Below are 18210 nucleotides of genomic sequence, written 5' to 3'. Positions count from 1 at the left end.
GTCGTCGGAGCCGCAGGCGGCCAGTGACAGGACCAGGGCCAGGGCCGCGGGTGCGGCGAGTGCGCGTAGGGGGTGCATCGGTGCGTTCCTTCGGTCGGGCTGATGTGGGGGATGGGTGGTGACCTGGTCGAAGGCCACCGGGAGAGGCGGAGCGGGATCCTCTCACGGGCGGGGGCGCGGCCCCGGCCCGGGGTCGTCAGACCCGCAGCCAGGCCGCGGTGTCCGTGGGCAGGTCGGTGCCCTCCAGCGGGCCGCTGGTGACGAGCACCTCGCGGTGGGCGGGCAGCGGGACGGGTTTGGGGCCGAGGTTGACGACGCACGCCAGGTCGCCGCGCAAGAACGCCAGGGTGTCCTCGTCCGCCGACCCCAGCCAGGCGAAGTCCTCTCCGCGCAGGCCCGGTTCGGCGCGGCGCAGCGCCAGCACCCGGCGGTACAGGGACAGCATCGAGTCGGGGTCGTCCTGTTGGGCGGCCACCGACAGGGCGCCCCACCCCTGCGGCTGGGGCAGCCACGGGGGCGCGCCGCCGTCGGGGCCGAACCCGGCGGAGGACCCCTCCGCGGTCCAGGGCAGCGGCACCCGGCAGCCGTCCCGGCCCGGGTCCACCCCGCCGGAGCGGAAGAACATGGGGTCCTGGCGGGCCCCCTCGGGCAGGTCCTCCACCTCGGGCAGGCCCAGCTCGTCGCCCTGGTACAGGTACAGCGACCCGGGCAGGGCGGCGGTGAGCAGCGCCGCCGCGCGGGCCCGGCGCAGCCCCAGGGCGGGGTCGTGCGGGACGCCGAACCGCTTGGCGGCGAAGTCGAAGGAGGAGTCGGCCCGGCCGTACCGGGTGGCGGGCCGGGTGACGTCGTGGTTGGACAGCACCCAGGTGGCGGGGGCGCCCACCGGCGCGTGCGCGTCCAGGGTGCCCTGCACGGCGGCGCGCAGCGCGGCGGCCTCCCAGGGGCGGGACATGAAGTCGAAGTTGAACGCCGTGTGCATCTCGGTGGGGCGCAGGTAGCGGGCCATCCGCTCGGGGTCGGCCAGCCACACCTCGCCCACCAGCACCCGGGGTTCGTCGTAGGAGTCGGCGACGCGCCGCCAGGCTTCGTAGATGCCGTGGACCCCGTCGCGGTCGATGAACGGGTGGGGCCCCGACCCGTCGGCGGGGACCTCCCCGAAGGCGGGGTCCTTGACGGGCATGGTCGCCGAGTCCACGCGGATCCCGGCCACGCCCCGGTCGAACCAGAACCGCAGCACGTCCTCGTGTTCGCGGCGCACGTCGGGGTGGTTCCAGTTGAGGTCGGGCTGGTGCGCGGAGAACAGGTGCAGGTACCACTGGCCGTCGGGGACCCGGGTCCAGGTGCCGCCCTGGAAGCTGGACACCCAGTCGGTGGGCGGCAGGTCGCCGCCCGGGCCGCGGCCCTCGCGGAACCAGAAGCGCTCGCGCTCGGGGGAGCCGGGGCCGGCGGCCAGCGCCTCCCGGAACCAGGGGTGCTCGTCGGAGACGTGGTTGGGGACCACGTCCACGATGGTGCGGATGCCCAGGTCGCGGGCCTCGGAGATGAGCGCCTCGGCCTCGGCCAGGGTGCCGAAGGCCGGGTCGATGGCGCGGTAGTCGGCCACGTCGTAGCCGCCGTCGGCGAGCGGGGAGCGGTACCAGGGGGTGAACCAGACGGCGTCCACGCCCAGGTCGCGCAGGTGGGGCAGGCGGGCGCGGACCCCGGCGAGGTCGCCGATGCCGTCGCCGTCGCCGTCGGCGAAGCTGCGCGGGTAGATCTGGTAGACCACCGCGTCGCGCCACCACTGTTGGAGGTTCACGCACATCTCCGTTCAGGCCGGGAAACCGGCTCGGGGGTTTTCAGGTACGCCGAAAAGCGTGCGGGTATCCGCAGGTGAGCGGTCCGCATCAGCTAGGTTTAGCGCTATACTTGGAGAAAGTACGGCGTTGTTCCGGGCGTGTCAATGGGGTGTTAACCGGAAAAACCGGGGAGCCCGGAACACGCCCGCCGCCCGTACGATGGCGGGGACGACAGCGGTACGTGTGGAGGGGGCGCCCGGGTGCGGGTCACGTTGAAGGACATCGCTGCCGAGGCCGGGGTCAGCATGATGACCGTCTCCAACGTCATCAACGGCAACCGGGCGCGCGTCTCCCCGCGGACCATCGCCAGGGTCGAGCGCATCGTCGCCGAGCGCGGCTACGTCCCCAACACCTCCGCGCGCAGCCTGGCCGCCCGCTCCTCCCGGCTCATCGCCCTGCTCGTCCCCGCCGCCGGGGAGGACGACCTCACCCTGAGCCCGCACAACGTCGCCATCCTCGGCCACGTCGAACGCGAGCTGCGCCGCCACGACTACCACCTCATCCTGCGCGGCGTCGCCGACCGCTCCGAGACCGCCCAGGCCTTCAAGTCCTGGAACCTGGACGGCGCGGTCCTGCTCGGCTTCCTGGACGAGGAGATCGACCGGCTCGGCGCCGACACCACCGGCCGGGTGGCCGTGGTGGCCATCGACAGCTACTCCGCCAACCCGCTCACCACCGGTGTGCGCTCGGACGACTTCACCGGCACCCGGCTGGCCACCGAGCACCTCATCGGGCTGGGCCACCGCCGCATCGTCTTCGCCGGACCGGCCTTCTCGGACGTGGGCGTGGTCCGCCGCCGCTTCGACGGGTTCGCCCGCGCCCACGCCGACGCCGGGCTCGCCGTCGACGACGCCCTGGTCACCGAGGTCACCGCCACCACCTACGACCACGGCGTGGAGCTGGGCGCCCGGCTCCGCGAGGACCACCCCGGGGCGACCGCCGTCGTCGCCACCGCCGACATCCTCGCGGTCGGCGTCATCGCGGGGCTGGTCGAATCCGGGGCGGACGTGCCGGGCGAGGTGTCCGTGGTGGGCTTCGACGACCTCGACGTGGGCGCCTATGTGACCCCGCGGCTCACCACCGTCGCCCAGGACGTGCGCCGCAAGGCCGCGGTCGCCGTGGAGATGCTGCTGGGCGCCATCGAACGCGACGAGCACCCCGCGGCCCCGGTCAGCCTGGACGTGCGCCTGGTCGAGCGCGCCTCCACCGCGCCGCCGCCCGCCTGAAGACGCGGCGGGGCCCGCCGCGGGAGAATCCCCGCGACGGGCCCGGTCACCGCCGGTCAGCGTCCGGCGGTCTCCTTCTCCGCCTGCTCCCCCGGCTCCACCGGCTCCGCCGGAGCGGGCCCGGCCGCCTCGGCGGCCCCGGTGGCGGGGATCCGGCGCAGCAGCGTGAGCGCCAGCACCCCGCCCAGCACCGCCAGCGCCGCGGCCGCCCACGCCGCCGTGTTCAGCCCGTCGGTGAACGCGACCCGCGCCGACTCGGCCAGCGCCGCGCCCGCCTCCTGCGGCAGGCCCGCCGCCGTCTCCAGCGCCCCCGGCAGGGTCCGGGCGGCCTCCGGCTCGGCGCCCGCCATCTGCGCCCGGTAGACCAGGGTGCCCAGGCTGCCCAGCAGCGCCACACCCAGCGAGGTGCCCAGGTCGCTGGCGGTGGTGTTGACCGCCGAGGCCGCACCGGCCTTCTCCGGCGGGGCCGCGCCCACGACCAGCCCCGGCACCAGCGCCATCGCCGGGGCGACCCCCGGGTAGAGCACGTAGAACGCGGCGATCAGCAGCGGCAGCCCGCCCGCGGCGTCCACCCCGGTCAGCATCAGGTAGCCGACCGCGGAGAGCGCCATACCGGCGGCGATCACGTAGGCGGGCCGCACCCGGCGGGCGATCGCCGGGGTCACCGTCGAGACGATCACCAGCAGGATCGCCGCCGGGAGGATCCACAGCCCGGCCCGCAGCGGCGACTGCTCCGCCACCAGCTGGAGGTACTGGGTGAAGAGCAGGTAGATGCCGCCGATGCCCACGGCCGCCAGCAGGAACACCAGCAGCGATCCGCTGAACACGCGGTTCGCGAACAGGCGAACGTCCAGCAGAGGGTCGGCGGTCTTGAGCTGGCGCCGCACGAACAGCACCCCGAAGACCACACCCGCGACCAGCGCCGCCACCGGGACGGTCGCCAGGCCCTCCTCTGCGAGCTTCTTGACGCCGTACACGAATGGCAGCAGCGCGGCCAGCGACAGCAGCACGCTCAGGGGCTCCAGCCGGCCGGCCTCCGGGGCCCGGTACTCCGGCACCAGGAACGGCACCGCGACCAGCACCAGCGCCATCACCGGGACGCCGATGAGCATCGCCGCGCCCCACCACAGGGACTCCAGCAGCAGGCCGCCCACCAGCGGGCCCAGCGCCACACCGGCCGACACCGACGCCGCCCACAGGCCGATCGCGGTGCCGCGCCGGCGCGGGTCGGTGAACATCACCGTGATCAGCGACAGGGTGGCGGGCATGATCGCGGCCGCGCCCAGGCCCATCAGGGAGCGGGCGGCGATGAGGACCTCGGCGTTGGGGGCGTAGGCCGCCGCCACCGAGGCCAGGGCGAACACCGCGGCGCCGGCCAGCAGCAGGCGGCGCCGCCCCACCCGGTCGCCGAGCGTGCCCATGGTGACCAGGAACCCGGCCATGACGAAGCCGTAGACGTCGTTGATCCACAGCAGTTGGCCGCCGGTGGGCCCCAGGTCGGCGGCGATGTAGGGGGTGGCCAGGAACAGGACGGTCATGGCCAGGAACAGCAGCACCGTGGGCGCCAGCAGGACCGCCAGGCCCGCCCAGGTCCGGGCACTGGCCCGGGGAGTGACATCGAGTGACATCGTGAACCTTCTTCGGGGATCGGATCGAACGGTCACCACGCTGCCGGTGCGCGCTTCGGAAACCCTTCGGACGGACTCAGGGCCGCGGCACGGCCGGGCCCTGAGGGGACCTAGAGTTCGGGTCATGAGATTCGGGGTGCTGGGGCCGCTGGCCGTGTGGGACGAACGGGGGGAGCCCGTCCGGGTGCCCGAGCTCAAGGTCCGGCTGCTGCTGGCGGCGCTGCTCATCGACCCGGGCCGGGTGGTGCCCGCCGACCGGCTGGTCGACGACCTGTGGGGCGCCGACCTGCCCGCCGACCCCACCGCCTCGCTCCAGACCCGCGCCTCACAGCTGCGCCGCGTGCTGGACGCCGCGGGGCCGGGCGGGCGCGCCCTGCTGGTCTCGCGCCGCCCCGGGTACCTGCTGGAGGTGGCCGCCGGCCTGCTGGACGTGCGCGATTTCGAGGACCTGCTGGGCCGGGCCCGCGACACCGCCGACCCGGCGGCGCGGCTGGGCCTGCTGGCGGACGCCCTGGCGCTGTGGCGGGGGCCGGCCCTGGCCGACCTGGCCGACCACGACTTCGTCCGCACCGCCGTGCTGCGCTGGGAGGAGCGGCGGCTCACCGCCCTGGAGGACCAGGCCCGGGCCCGCCTGGACCTGGGGGAGCACGCCGCGGTCGCCGACGGGCTCGGCGACCTGGTGGAGGAGCACCCGCTGCGCGAGCGCCTGCGCGCCGCCCACATGCTCGCCCTGTACCGGTCCGGCCGCCAGACCGCGGCCCTGGAGTCCTACCGCAGGCTGCGCGAGGTGCTGGCCGACGAGATGGGCCTGGACCCGGGGCCGGAGCTGGCCGCCCTGCACCAGGCCGTGCTCGCCCAGGACCCCGCCCTGGACGCCCCCGCCGCGGCTCCCCCCGCGACCCCCGCCGCCCCGGTGATGCACACGGTCCCCGGGATCCTGGCACCGCCCGCACCGCTCATGCCACCGACACCGCCGACACCGCCCGAGCAGGGCGGCTCCCCGCTGCCGCCCCCGCAGGCCCCGCCCGCGCCCGCCACCCCGCTCATCGGCCGCGAGGACGACCTCGCCCGGGTGCTCGCCCTGCTGGAGCGGGCCCGCGTGGTCACCCTCACCGGGCCCGGCGGCGTCGGCAAGACGCGGCTGGCCCTGGCCGCCTCCGCGCGGGCCGCCGCACAGTTCGCCGCGCAGGCCGCCCCCGGCGGCGCCCACCCCGTCGACCTGGCCGGGGTCTGCCCGGGCGAGGACGCCGACAGCGCCGAGGCCGCCGTGGTGGAGGCCCTGTCCGCCGCCCTGGGGGTGCGCGACGACTCCTCCGGGACCAGCCCCTTCACCGCGCCGCCCGGCACCCGCACCACCCGGCTGGCCGACGCCCTGCGCACCCGCGACGTCCTGCTGCTGCTGGACAACGCCGAGCACGTGGCCGCCCCGCTCGCCCCGGTCCTGTCCGCGCTGCTGGCCGCCGCCCCCGGGCTGCGCGCCCTGGTCACCAGCCAGGTCCCGCTGGGCATCGCCGCCGAGCACCTGCACACCGTGGAGCCGCTGCCCGCGGCCGACGCGGTGCGCCTGTTCGCCGACCGCGCCGCCGCCTCCGCGCCCGGGTTCGCGGTCACCGACGACAACGCCGACGCCGTCGCCTCCATCGTCCGCCGCCTGGACGGCGTCCCCCTCGCCCTGGAGCTGGCCGCCACCCGGGTACGGGCCCTGGGCGTCCACGAGCTCGCCGACCGCGTCGACGACCGGTTCGCCCTGCTCACCGACGGCTACCGGGACGCCCCCGACCGGCACCGCACCCTGCGCGCCGCCCTGGACTGGAGCTGGGAGCTGCTCACCGGCCCCGAACGCGCCGTACTGCGCCGCCTGGCCGTGCACGCCGACGGCGCCTCGCTGGCCTCGGCCGAGGAGGTGGCCTCCGGCGAGGGCGTCCCCCGCGCGCAGGTGCCCGACCTGCTCGCCCGGCTGGTCGACCGCTCCCTGGTCACCGCCTCCCGCGACACCCGCCCCCGGTACCGGCTGCTGGAGTCCATCGCGCTGTACGGGGCCGAGCGGCTGCGCGAGGCGGGGGAGGAGGAGCGGGTCCGCCGCCGCCACCTGGACCACCACCTCGCCCTGGCCGAGAAGGCCGACCCGCTGCTGCGCACCGGGGCCCAGCGCCGATGGCTGAACGTGCTGGACGCCGAGGGCGCCGACCTGCGCCGCGCCCTGGAGACCGCCCGCACCCTGGGCGACGCCGACGCCGCCCTGCGCCTGGCCACCGCCCTGGCCTGGTACCGGGTGATGCGCGGCCGCCTGGCCGAGGGGGTGCGCGCCCTGGACACCGCCCTGCACCTGCCCGGGGCCCGGGACCACCCGGCCCACCGCACCGCCCTGCTGTGGCGGGCCGCCCTGGGCCACGGGCTGGGCCGCGACACCGGCCCCGTCCCCGACCTGGAGGGGGAGCCGGCCGCGGGCGAGGCGCGGGCCCGCTGGTTCCTCGCCCACGTGCGCACCGGGTTCGGCGGTGAGGGCGACACCGGCCTGGAGGGACTGCACGCCTTCTTCGTCCGCACCGGGGACCGGTGGGGCGAGGCCGCCGCCGCGGCGACCCTGGCCCGGCGGGCCTTCGGCCGCAGCGACCTGGACGCCGTCCTGCGCCGCGGCGAACGCGCCCGTGCCCTGTTCACCGACCTGGGCGACCGGTGGGGCCAGGCCCTGGCCGCGTTCCTGCTCGCCTCCCGGGCCGAACCCGCCGGCGACCTGGACGCCGCCGAGCGCCACCACCGCGAGGCCCTGGGCACCGCCGAGGACCTGGGCCTGTGGACCGAGGTCGGCGAGCGCCTCACCTCGCTGGGCCGCATCGCCCTGCTCCGCGGCGACCTGCCCCGCAGCGCCGACCTCCACGAGCGCGCCCGCCGGGTGGCCGTCGAACAGGGCCACGTGGTGGGTGAGGAGTCCGCGGTGCTGGGCCTGGGCCTGGTGGCCCGCCGGGCCGGCGACCTGGCGGCCGCCCGCACCCACCTGGGCGCCTGGCTGGACTGGCACCTGGAGTCGGGCTCGGACTTCGGGGCCGCGCTCATCCTCGCCGAGCTGGGGTTCACCGCCGAGCTGGACGGCGACGCCGCCGCGGCCGGGGAGCTGCACCTGCGCGGGCTGGCGGCGGCCCGCCGCACCGGCGACCCGCGCGCCCTGGCGCTGGCCCTGGAGGGGCTGGCCGGGGCCCGCTCCCTGGCCGGGGAGGCCGGGCCCGCCGCCCGGCTGCTCGGCGCCGCCGACGCCCTGCGCCGTTCGGTGGGGGTGCCGCTGGCCGCGGCTGAGCGCGGGGACGTGGACCGGATCGAGGGCCGGATCCGGGAGGTACTGGGGGAGCGGGGACTGGCCGAGGAGACGGCCCGGGGCGCACAGGAGGGCGCGGAGGCCCAGATCACCGGTCCCACGGCGGATGCCCTGAGCCGACCCTGAGGATCCCCGGAGCCGCGCGGCGCACGGTGGTGCCATGAACGACGACAGCACCACCACCCGCCGCCGCGGCCGCGTCCACACCTTCGCCGACGTCCGCGAGGACTTCGACGCCATCGTCGGCGCCGTCAACTACGCCACCATGGTCACCGTCGACGCCAAGGGCAGGCCCCGCACCCGCGTCCTCATCCCCGTGTGGGAGACCGAGGGCGACGAGCCCCGGGGCTGGCTGGCCACCTACCGCACCCCGGTCAAGGCCGCCCACCTGGCGAACAACCCGCACGTCACCTTCTCCTACTGGAACCCGACCCAGAACACGGCCTCCGTCGACGCCACCGCCCACTGGACCGAGGACCCGGCCGACCGCCGGCGGGTCTGGGACCTGTACCGCTACGGCAGCCCGCCCGGGGCGGGCTACGACCCGTCCCGGTTCTGGAAGGGGCCCGACGACCCGGAGTTCTCCGTGCTGCGCGTGGACCCCTGGCGGGTCCAGGTGCTGCGCGGCCGCGACCTGGTCACCGGCGTCCCCGCCCGCATCTGGACCCGCGAACCCCGCTGGTGACCGCGTGTCGGGTCGGTGTCAGGGGCGTTCAGGGGACACCATCGTGGGGGATCCGGCACGGCGAGCGGAGGACACCATGGAGCACCTGGACGTCATCGTCATCGGCATGGGGCCGGGCGGCGAGGTCACCGCCGACCGGCTCCTGAAGGCCGGCAAGCGCGTGGCCGTCGTGGAGCGCGAGCTGATCGGCGGCGAGTGCGGCTACTACGCCTGCATCCCCACCAAGACCCTCATCCGCCCGCCCGAAGCCCGGATCGGCGCCGCCGAGGCCGCCGGGCTGGGCCGCCCCGGCCTGGACTGGCCCGAGCTGCGCGCCTACCGCGACCGGATGATCCGCCACCTGGACGACACCAGGCAGGTCCAGGGGTACCGGGACCAGGGGGCGCTGGTCCTCAAGGGCACCGCCCGCGTCGTGGGCCGCGACCCCTGGCGGGTCGCCGTCGGCGGGCAGGAGTACACCGCCGACCACGTGGTGGTCGCCACCGGCTCGGAGGCGGTGCGCCCGCCCGTCGACGGCCTGGACGCCCTGGGGCCGGACCGGGTGTGGACCAACCGCGAGGCCACCACGCTCACGGAGATCCCCGGCCGGGCCCTGGTGGTGGGCGGCGGCGCGGTCGCCGTCGAACTCGGCCAGTTCCTCGCCCACATGGGGACGGCGGTCACCATCGTGCAGCGCGGGGACCGGCTCCTGGACCGCGAGGACCCGCGCCTGTGCGAGCTGGTCTCGGAGCAGTTCGACCGCGACGGCATCACCGTCCACCTGGGCGCACAGGTGACGTCGGTGGCCGCCGACGGCGACGGCGTCGTGGCCGCCCTGGACTCGGGGGAGCGCGTGCACGCCGACGTCGTCGTGCTGGGCTCGGGGCGCAGGCCGCGCGGCGACGGGCTGGGCCTGGCCGACCTCGGGGTGGAACTCGACCGCACCGCCCTGCCGGTGGACGACCGCTGCCGGGTCGCCCCGGGGCTGTGGGCGGTCGGAGACGTCACCGCCCGCGCCATGTTCACCCACGTCGCCAAGTACCAGGGGCGGCTGGTGGCCGCCAACATCCTGGGTGGGGACCGCCGCGCCGACTACACGGGGGTGCCGCGGGTGGTGTTCGCCCACCCGGAGATCGCCGGGGTGGGGCTTACCTCCGAGCAGGCCCGGGAGCGGGGCATCGACGTGGCCACCGCGGAGATCGACCTGCCGGAGACGCTGGCCCGGCCCTGGACCCACGCCACCGACCCGCGCGGCACCCTGGGGGTGATCGCCGACCGGGACGAGGGGGTGCTGGTGGGGGCGTGGGCGTTCGGGCCGATGGTCTCGGAGTGGATCAACACCGCGGCGCTGGCGATCCGGTCGCGGATCCCGGTGGGGTACCTCATCGACTCGACCCCGCAGTTCCCCACGTTCAACGAGGGGTACGTGGCGGTCCTGGAACAGCTCGACCTGTAGGACCGGCGGAAACGGGAGCGGGAGCGCTCCCGGCCCGGACGGCCGGGGGCGCCCCCGCTTCGCTGTGCTTCACCGACTGTTCCCCGCGGGCGTTCGGACTCGCCCGGGAGGTCAGCAGCTCAGGTTCGAGCCGGTGGTGGTGCCCAGGATCTGGGTGAACTCGGTGAACTTGTTGATGCGGCTCTGGACCTGGCCCGGGTTGCCCCCGTTGCACTCCAGCCCGCCGTTGATCGCACGGATCGTCTCACCGAAGCCGTGGCCGTTGACGATGGCGTTGTGGGGCGTGATCGAGCCCGCCCCGGTCTGGGTGTTCCAGTACCAGAGGCCGGTCCGCCAGGCCACCGAGGCGTTCTGCTCGACCTGGTAGGGGTTGTTCAGCAGGTCGATGCCCAGGGCGTCGCCGGCCGCCTTGTAGTTGTAGTTCCAGCTCAGCTGGATCGGGCCGCGGCCGTAGTAGGCGGCCTGCCCGGCCGGGCAGCCGAAGGGCTGTCCCCAGTCGCAGTAGTGCGGGTAGTTGGCCTCGTTGGTCTCCTTGATGTACACGAGACCGCCGGTCTCGTGGCTGACGTTGGCCAGGAAGGCCGCCGCCTCGCGCCGCTGGATCTCGACGCTGCCGGTCGTGGCGAAGCCCGGGTAGGAGCTGAGCGCCGCGACCAGGCCGCTGTAGGTGTAGAAGGGGTTCCGGTTCGGGAACATCTGGTTGAACTGGGCCTCGCTGACGACGAAGTCGTTCGTCCCGGGCTGCTCCCCGCCGCCACCGCCGGTGCAGGGGCCCTGGTCGGCCCAGACGTCGGCGGTGCCGGGACGCTCGTTCTGCGTCCACCACTTGGCGGTGTAGTTGCGTCCCTCGTAGGAGGCGACCCCGCCGCCGGTGTAGACGGCGGAGGCGCTCCAGGGCGCCGCGCAGGTCGCGGCCTGCGCGACCGCGGCGGGGAGAACGATGAGCGCAGCGGCGATCGCGCCGAGCGCGGTCAGCTGGCTCAGGAGACGTCGGATCACGTGATCACACTCCTCGGGTGCGGCGCGGCGTCCGACCGCGCCGCAGGGGGTGCCGTCACCCAAGCAAGTGTGGTCTAGACCTGTCAAGACCGGTAACACGGATTGTGAATATATGGTGACAGAACGCCATTCCGGGTGGAACCGAGGCCTCCGCGTCCGCCCGTCCCGGCCGCCGCCCTAGCGGTCGGCCAGGGCCGCGGTCTCCTCGTCCTCCACCTGCCTGTTCCACTCGGCCTTGGAGGACTGCCAGCCGTCCTCGTCGCGGCCCAGCCGCCAGTACCCGGAGATCGACAGGTCCTCCTTGGGCAGGCCGTGCTCGACGCGCAGCAGCCGGCGCAGGTCGCGCACGAACCCGGCCTCGCCGTGCACGAACGCGTGCACCCGGCCCGCCGGGAACTCCAGGGCCCGCACCGCCTCGGTGAGCGGGGCGCCCACCGGCCGGTCGCCCCGGTGCAGCCAGTGCACCCGCACCCCGGCGTGGGCGTCGAGCTTCTGCTCCTCCCGGGCGTCGGCCACCTCCACGAACACGTGCGCGGGGCGGCCCTCGGGCAGCTCCTCCACCGCGGCCGCGATCGCCGGCAGGGCGCTCTCGTCCCCGGCCAGCAGGTGCCAGTCGGCGTCCGGGTCGGGGGAGTAGCCGCCGCCGGGGCCGAGCAGGCGCAGCGTGTCGCCCGGGCGGGCCGCGGCCGCCCACGGCCCGGCCAGCCCCGCGTCGCCGTGGTGGACGAAGTCGACGGTCAGTCGCCGGGTGGCGGGGTCGAAGGCCCGCACGGTGTAGGTGCGGGTGACCGGCCACTCCTCGCGGGGGCGGCTCTCGCGGATCTCCCGCACGTCGTAGGGCTCGGGGTCGCCCGGGGCGGGCGGCGGGAACAGCAGCTTCACATAGGAGTCGGTGTACCCGGCGGTGGCGAAGGCGTCCAGGCCCTCCCCGCCGAACACCACCCGCACCATGTGCGGGGTGAGGCGCTCGACCGCCTCCACCCGGCCCACGTGCACGGTCACCTTCGGTCGTTCCCGTCGCTCGGTCACGGCGGCCCCCTTCGTCGAAACGTGTTAGGTGAACCTAACACCACCGCGCGCCAGCGTACCCCGCCGGGTCAGGCGGCGTCGCTGCGGTCGCCGCGGGTGGGGGCGGTGAACACCGCGTGCAGGGCGGTGTCCCGGGCCGGGGCGCCCACCTCCAGGGCGGCCAGCCAGGCCGCCGCCCCGGCGGTGCAGCCCGCCGTCGACAGCGGCGAGCCCGCCGTGCCCAGCGCCAGCTTGCGCGTGAGCGCCTCGTGCACCGGCGCCGACCCCAGCAGCACCCCGCCGGCCAGCACCACCGGCCGCCGCTCCCCGGGGGTGCGCACCTGGTGCACCGAGTGCGCCAGGTGCCCGGCGGCGGCGTTCACGATCACCTCGGCCGCCTCGTCCCCCTGGGTGAACGCCTCCGACACCAGCGGCGCCAGCGCGGCCAGCTCGATCGGCGGCCGCGCGGTCAGGGTGCGGGCGAAGGCGCGCGCGTGCTCCTCGGGCAGGTGCTCGCGCCCCTCCACCGGCCGCCTGCCGGGGATGACCCTCTTGGCCACCATCCGCGCCAGCGGGCTCAGCGCCGTGCCCCGGCTCAGCTGGCGGGCGGTCTCCCGGGCCGCCTGGTGGCCGATCCAGAACGCCGACCCCTCGTCGCCGATCAGCCAGCCCATCCCGTCCGCGGACCGGGTGCGGCGCCGCTCCTCGATCCGGGTGGCGATCGCGCCGGTGCCCGCGATGAGCACCGTCCCCTCGGGTTCGGGGGTGCCCGCGGCGAACGCCACCTCGTCGTCGCCGACGAACGCCAGCCGGTCCGCCGGGACGCCGACCAGCAGCAGCTCCTCCACCAGGGCCCCGCGCACCGCGTCGTCGCGCAGCGCCGACACCCCGGCCAGGCCGATCACCCCGGCCGCCACGTCCTCGCGGGCGTGCGGCCCGGCCCGGTCCAGGGCGGCGCCCACCGCCCGGGCCAGTTCCCGGCCCGCACGCGCGGTGCCGTGGGCGTTGGGGTTGGCGCCGCCCGCGCGGGCCTGCCCCACCCGCTCGCCTGCCGGGGTGGCGACCAGGGCCCGGGTGGAGGTACCGCCCGCGTCCACCCCCACCACCAGGCGGGGACGGTCGGGGCGCTTCGTTGAGGAGGTCACGGCTGTCACAGGAGGAGACTGCCCTCTCAGCGGCCGGAATACTCGTCCGGGCCGCGGCCGACCACGGCCAACACGGTCCCGGGGCCCGCGCCGCGGACACGCGGAAAAGCAGTGGCGCGCCCCGCCGGGGTCCTGAGAGGGTCGACCCATGGCAGCAGAGCAGCACCCCGCGGCACCCCGATCCGACGGACCCGGATGGGAGGTCGCACGGCCCGCGCAGGACGAGATCCCCGAGGCCACCCGGGTGTTCGCCACCGCCATCAACATCCCGCTGAACGACCTGCTCGACACCGAGCGCGACCACCCCGTCAACGAACCCGACCGCTTCCTGGTCGTCCGCGACGGCGACCGCGTCGTCGGCACCACCAACTCCCACCGCTTCTCCCTGTCCGTCCCCGGCGGGCCGCGCCCGGCGGCCGGGGTGACCGGCGTGGGGGTGCTGCCCACCCACCGCAGGCGCGGCATCCTCACCGCGCTCCTCCGCGGGCAACTCGCCGACCTGCGACAACGCGGGGAGAACCTGGCGATCCTGTGGGCCTCCGAGGGCGGCATCTACGGCCGCTACGGCTACGGCCGGGCGTTCCGCCAGCACACGTACTCGGTGAGCCGGGCCCACGCCGCCCTGCGCGCCGACGCCCCCCGCGACCCCTCCCTCACCCTGGAGCTGGCCGAGCCCGCCGACGTTCTGCCCGAGCTGGACCTGCTGCACCGCGCCGCCCAGGACGAACGCACCGGCGGCTTCCCCCGCGAGGGCAACTGGTGGAAGCTGCGCCTGTGGATGCTCTCGCGCCCCCAGCCCGACACCTCCCCCCTGCGCGCCGCCCTGGTGCGCGACCCCCAGGGGCGCCCGGTCGGCTCGGCCCTGCACCGGGTCACCACCGGCTACGGCGAAGGGGGCCTGCCCACCGGGACGGTCACCGTCCGGGAGCTCACCGCGCTCACCCCGGCCGCCCGCACCGCCCTGTACGAGTTCCTCCTCCACACCGACCTCACCGCGGAGACCGAGATCATCGGCCTGCCCGAGGACGACCCCCTGCCCGCCCTGCTGGCCGACCCCGCCCAGGCCGTCCGCCGCGGCGGCGGGGGCCTGTGGCTGCGCCTGGTCGACGTGCCCGCCGCCCTGGCCGAGCGCACCTACGCCCACCCCCTGGACACCGTCATCGAGGTCGCCGACCGGCACGCCCCCTGGAACGCCGGGCGCTGGCACCTCAAGACCGACGGGGAGCACGCCCGGGTGGAGTCGACCGAGGCCGACCCCGACCTGTCCCTGGACGCCGCCCACCTGGGCGGGGCCTACCTGGGCCGCGGCCCCGTGACCACCCACGTCGACGCCGGTGTCGCCACCGAGCACACGCCCGGCGCCGCCGCCCGCCTCGACACCGCCCTGTACACCCCCAGGGCGCCCCGCTGTGACACCGGTTTCTAGAGGGACGGACCCCATGACCGACACCGCTCGCGAACACTCCGCCTGGGCCGTGCGGGGCAGCACCGCCGAGGAGTACCCCGAGGTCGCCCGGGTCGTCGGCGAGGCCCTGCTCATCCCGGCCGAGGACCTGGTCGAGGAGGAGGGCCGCGACCCGCTGGCCGAGCACGAACGCACCCTGGTCGCCCTGGACGGGGACCGCGTCGTCGGCACCGCCGCCTCCTACGCGTTCACCCTCACCGTCCCGGGCGGGCCGCGCCCGGCGGCCGGGGTGACCGCGGTGGGCGTGTGGCCCACCCACCGCAGGCGCGGCGTCCTCACCGCGCTCATGCGCCGCCAGCTCGCCGACATCCGCGCCCGCGGCGAGAACCTCGCCGTGCTGTGGGCCTCCGAGGGCGGCATCTACGGCCGCCACGGCTACGGCCTGTCCTCGCAGGAGGCCCGGGTGACGGTGCGGCGCCCCCACGCCGCGCTGCGCCCCGACGCCCCGCGCGACCCCGGCCTGACCGTGGACCTGCTCACCCCCGAGCAGGCCCGCCCCGCCCTGGCCGACGTGTACCGGCGCACCCTCGCCGAGCGCAACGGCCGGTTCGCCCGCGCCGACAAGTGGTGGCCGCACCTGCTGCGCGACGACGCGCACGCCCGCCGCGGCGCCGGACACCTGCTCGCCGCCGTCGTCTCGGGCCCCGACGGGCCGCAGGGGTACGCCCTGTACCGGGTCCAGAACAGCTGGGAGCTGAGCATGCCCCGGGGCCGGGTACTGGTCAACGAGATCGCCTCGACCACCCCCGCCGCCCGGGTCGCCCTCTACGAGCACCTGTTCTCCCGCGACCTCACCGCGGAGACGGTCTTCCACGACATGCCCGCCGACGACGTCCTGGCGGACCTGCTCGCCGACCGCAAGCAGGCCGCCGTCGAGCGCTTCGACGCCCTGTGGACCCGCCTGGTGGACCTGCCCGGCGCGCTGTCGGAGCGCTCCTACGCCGCACCGGTCGACGTCGTCCTGGCGGTGACCGACCGGGCCGCCCCGTGGAACGCGGGCACCTGGCGGCTGGAGGCCGACGACAAGGGCGCCCGCTGCGCACCCGCCGCCGCGCCAGCCGACCTGTCCGTGGACGTGTCCCACCTGGGCGCCGCCTACTTCGGGCGCCGGCCCCTGGCCGGGCTCGTCGCCGCCGGGCTGGCCGCCGAGCACACCCCCGGCGCCGCCCGGAGCCTGGACACCGCCCTGTACGAGCCGCTGGAGCCGCACTGCGGCGTCGACTTCTGACCCGCCCCCGCACGACCCCCCACCCCGTCCCGACCGCACCGAACGACAAGGCGAAGAGCACATGACCACACCCGACAGCACGCGCACCGAGTGGACCGTGCGCGGTACCGACCGGGACGAGTACGCCGAGGCGGCCCGGGTCATCGGCGAGGCCCTCCTGGTGGCCGACGACCTGGAGGCCACCCTGGAGCGGGTGCGCCCCCTCCACGACGCCGAGGGCTACGAGCGCGTCCGTGTCGCCGTCGACGACATCGACGGCGAAGAGCGCATCATCGGCGCCACCAATGACTTCCGGTTCCGGATGACCCTGCCCGGCGGCCCGCGCGAGATCGCCGCGGTGACCGGTGTGGGCGTGTGGCCCACCCACCGCCGCCGGGGCGTGCTCAGCGCCCTCATGCGCCGCCAGCTCGCCGACGTCCACGCGGCGGGGGTCAAGTACGCCGCCCTGTGGGCGTCCGAGGGCGCCATCTACGGGCGCTTCGGCTACGGGCCCGCGGTGGCCGAGACCGAGGCGGGCATCGCCCGGGCGCACGCCCGGCTGCGCCCCGACGCCCCCCGCGACCCGGAGCTGTCCGTGCGCCTGGGCTACGCCGCCGAGTTCCGCGCCGACCTGGAGCGGGTGCACGAGGAGGCCGCCGGAACCCGGCTGGGCCAGGTGCACCGCACCGCCCACTGGTGGGACCGGGCGCTGCGCGACCTCCCGGACAACCGGGACGGCAGGGGTCCCAAGCACGCCGTCGTGGTCCGCGGGCCGCAGGGCCCGGTGGGCTACGCCCTGTACAGCACGCGCAACAAGTGGGAGTCGGAAGGGCCCGCCGGGACGGTGTACGTCCAGGAGATGCGCGCCACCGTCCCCGCCGCCTGGACCCTGCTCTACGAGCACCTGCTCGACCGCGACCTGACGGCCCGGATCGAGTTCGAGTTCATGCCGGTGGACGACCCGCTCGTGCACCTGCTCGGCAACCGCGACCGGCTGCTCCGCGAGATCTTCAACAGCCTCTGGTTCCGGCTGGTGGACGTGCCCGGCGCGCTGTCGGAGCGCTCCTACGCCGCCCCGGTGGAGGCGGTGCTGGCGGTCACCGACCGGTACGCGCCGTGGAACGCCGGGACCTGGTCGCTCAAGGCGTCCCCGGAGGGCGCCCGGGTGGAGGCCACCGACGCCGCACCGGACGTGTCGCTGGACACCGCCCACCTGGCCGCGGCCTACCTGGGGCAGACCCCGCTCACCGGGTACGCGGCCGCCGGACTGCTCACCGAGCACACCCCGGGGACGGTCGCCCGCCTGGACGGGGCCCTGCACCGCCCGGACGCGGCGTTCAACGGCTCCATCTTCTAGGGCCGGTTCGGCGGATGCCCGGCCCCGAGCCCGCGCCCGGGGCCGGGCATCCGCTGTTTCAGCCGGTGAGCGCCTTGGCCAACCGCTCCACGTCCTCCTCGGTGTTGTACAGGTGGAACGAGGCGCGCAGCCGCCCGTCGCGGGCGGCCACCGCGATGCCCTCCCCGAGCACCCGCTCCACCCCGCCCGCCGGGGCGGCCACGGACACGATCGCCGACCCGGTCGGCTCCAGGTCCAGGCGGGCGCGCAGCAGGTCGCCCAGCGCCGCGTCGTGCGCGTGCACGGCCTCCACCCCGGTCTCCTCCAGCAGCGCCAGGGTGTGCTCCAGCCCCGCCCAGGCCGGCCACACCGGCGGCAGGTCCAGCCGGCGCGCGCCCGCCGCCAACGGGAGCGGGCCGCCGTACAGGGTGTTCCACGGGTCCTCGGCGGCGTACCAGTTGCCCGCCAGCGGGGTCAGCTCGGCCAGCGCCTCCCGCGTTCCGGTGAGGAACGCCGAGCCGCGCGGCCCCAGCAGCCACTTGTAGGTGCTGCACACCGTGTAGTCGATCCGGTCGGCGGGCAGCGGCAGCCAGCCCGCCGCCTGGGTGACGTCCACCAGCAGCCGCGCCCCGTGGGCGTCGCGCGCCGCCAGCAGGTCCTCCAGCGGGGCGATGCGCCCGTCGGAGGACTGCACCGCCGACACCGCGATCAGCCGGGTGGCCGGGCCGACCGCGTCGGCCAGGCGCTCCAGCGGCACCTCCCGGACGGCGAGGTCGCCCCGGGCCAGGAACGGGTGCACCACCGAGCTGAACTCGCGCTCGGCGATGACGACCTCCGCGCCCGCCGGCAGCGCCGCGGCGACCGTCCCGACGAACTGGGCGGTGTAGGCGCCGATCGCGGTGTTCTGCACGGGCACGCCGAGCAGGCG

General features: G+C 76.0%; 13 protein-coding genes. 7 read left to right on the top strand and 6 right to left on the bottom strand.

Going from position 1 to position 18210, the window contains the following annotated elements; genetic code table 11:
- Positions 1-196: 196 nt before the first annotated feature.
- Positions 197-1804 carry a glycoside hydrolase family 13 protein gene (locus ACJOT3_RS19755; RefSeq protein ID WP_406974342.1) on the bottom strand — a complete coding sequence of 536 codons (1608 nt, stop codon included), beginning with the start codon at positions 1802-1804 and terminating at the stop codon, positions 197-199.
- A gap of 246 nt (positions 1805-2050) precedes the next feature.
- Here ACJOT3_RS19755 and ACJOT3_RS19750 point away from each other — a divergent pair, with 246 nt between their 5' ends.
- Positions 2051-3064, top strand: a complete 1014-nt coding sequence (locus ACJOT3_RS19750) for a LacI family DNA-binding transcriptional regulator (RefSeq protein WP_406974341.1) — start codon at positions 2051-2053, stop codon at positions 3062-3064.
- A gap of 56 nt (positions 3065-3120) precedes the next feature.
- Here ACJOT3_RS19750 and ACJOT3_RS19745 read toward each other — a convergent pair whose 3' ends face one another.
- Positions 3121-4692, bottom strand: coding sequence for an MFS transporter (locus ACJOT3_RS19745; protein ID WP_406974340.1), 1572 nt, complete (start codon positions 4690-4692; stop codon positions 3121-3123).
- Between the two features lie 124 nt (positions 4693-4816).
- On the opposite strand from ACJOT3_RS19745, the gene ACJOT3_RS19740 reads away from it, so the two are divergent.
- From ACJOT3_RS19740 to ACJOT3_RS19730, 3 genes are all read left to right on the top strand, one after another.
- Entirely contained in the window at positions 4817-8128 is a 3312-nt protein-coding gene (locus tag ACJOT3_RS19740) for an AfsR/SARP family transcriptional regulator (RefSeq protein WP_406974338.1), read from the top strand.
- A gap of 34 nt (positions 8129-8162) precedes the next feature.
- A complete protein-coding gene (locus ACJOT3_RS19735; protein WP_406974336.1) occupies positions 8163-8687 on the top strand; it encodes a pyridoxamine 5'-phosphate oxidase family protein in 525 nt (174 codons plus the stop codon).
- A 76-nt stretch (positions 8688-8763) separates the two neighbouring features.
- Positions 8764-10122 carry a dihydrolipoyl dehydrogenase family protein gene (locus ACJOT3_RS19730; protein ID WP_406974334.1) on the top strand — a complete coding sequence of 453 codons (1359 nt, stop codon included), beginning with the start codon at positions 8764-8766 and terminating at the stop codon, positions 10120-10122.
- A gap of 111 nt (positions 10123-10233) precedes the next feature.
- On the opposite strand, the gene ACJOT3_RS19725 is transcribed toward ACJOT3_RS19730, so the two are convergent.
- From ACJOT3_RS19725 to ACJOT3_RS19715, 3 genes are all read right to left on the bottom strand, one after another.
- A complete protein-coding gene (locus tag ACJOT3_RS19725) occupies positions 10234-11121 on the bottom strand; it encodes a glycoside hydrolase family 19 protein (RefSeq protein WP_406974333.1) in 888 nt (295 codons plus the stop codon).
- A 177-nt stretch (positions 11122-11298) separates the two neighbouring features.
- Complete coding sequence (locus ACJOT3_RS19720; RefSeq protein ID WP_406974332.1) at positions 11299-12150, bottom strand: siderophore-interacting protein; 852 nt, start codon at positions 12148-12150, stop codon at positions 11299-11301.
- 68 nt (positions 12151-12218) lie between these two features.
- Positions 12219-13226, bottom strand: a complete 1008-nt coding sequence (locus ACJOT3_RS19715) for an N-acetylglucosamine kinase (RefSeq protein WP_406974344.1) — start codon at positions 13224-13226, stop codon at positions 12219-12221.
- 196 nt (positions 13227-13422) lie between these two features.
- Here ACJOT3_RS19715 and ACJOT3_RS19710 point away from each other — a divergent pair, with 196 nt between their 5' ends.
- The 3 genes from ACJOT3_RS19710 to ACJOT3_RS19700 all read left to right on the top strand — a co-directional run bounded on the left by ACJOT3_RS19710 (position 13423) and on the right by ACJOT3_RS19700 (position 17303).
- Positions 13423-14700 carry a GNAT family N-acetyltransferase gene (locus tag ACJOT3_RS19710; RefSeq protein ID WP_406974331.1) on the top strand — a complete coding sequence of 426 codons (1278 nt, stop codon included), beginning with the start codon at positions 13423-13425 and terminating at the stop codon, positions 14698-14700.
- A gap of 13 nt (positions 14701-14713) precedes the next feature.
- Entirely contained in the window at positions 14714-15967 is a 1254-nt protein-coding gene (locus ACJOT3_RS19705) for a GNAT family N-acetyltransferase (protein WP_406974330.1), read from the top strand.
- A 61-nt stretch (positions 15968-16028) separates the two neighbouring features.
- Positions 16029-17303, top strand: coding sequence for a GNAT family N-acetyltransferase (locus tag ACJOT3_RS19700; RefSeq protein WP_406974329.1), 1275 nt, complete (start codon positions 16029-16031; stop codon positions 17301-17303).
- A gap of 58 nt (positions 17304-17361) precedes the next feature.
- On the opposite strand, the gene ACJOT3_RS19695 is transcribed toward ACJOT3_RS19700, so the two are convergent.
- Positions 17362-18210: aminotransferase class V-fold PLP-dependent enzyme (locus ACJOT3_RS19695; protein WP_406974328.1), on the bottom strand; the 849-nt coding region annotated here is incomplete at its 5' end.

It is taken from the genome of Nocardiopsis protaetiae (assembly GCF_045446735.1).
Lineage (GTDB): Bacteria > Actinomycetota > Actinomycetes > Streptosporangiales > Streptosporangiaceae > Nocardiopsis > Nocardiopsis protaetiae.
This window is presented reverse-complemented; position numbering and strand designations above follow the sequence as displayed.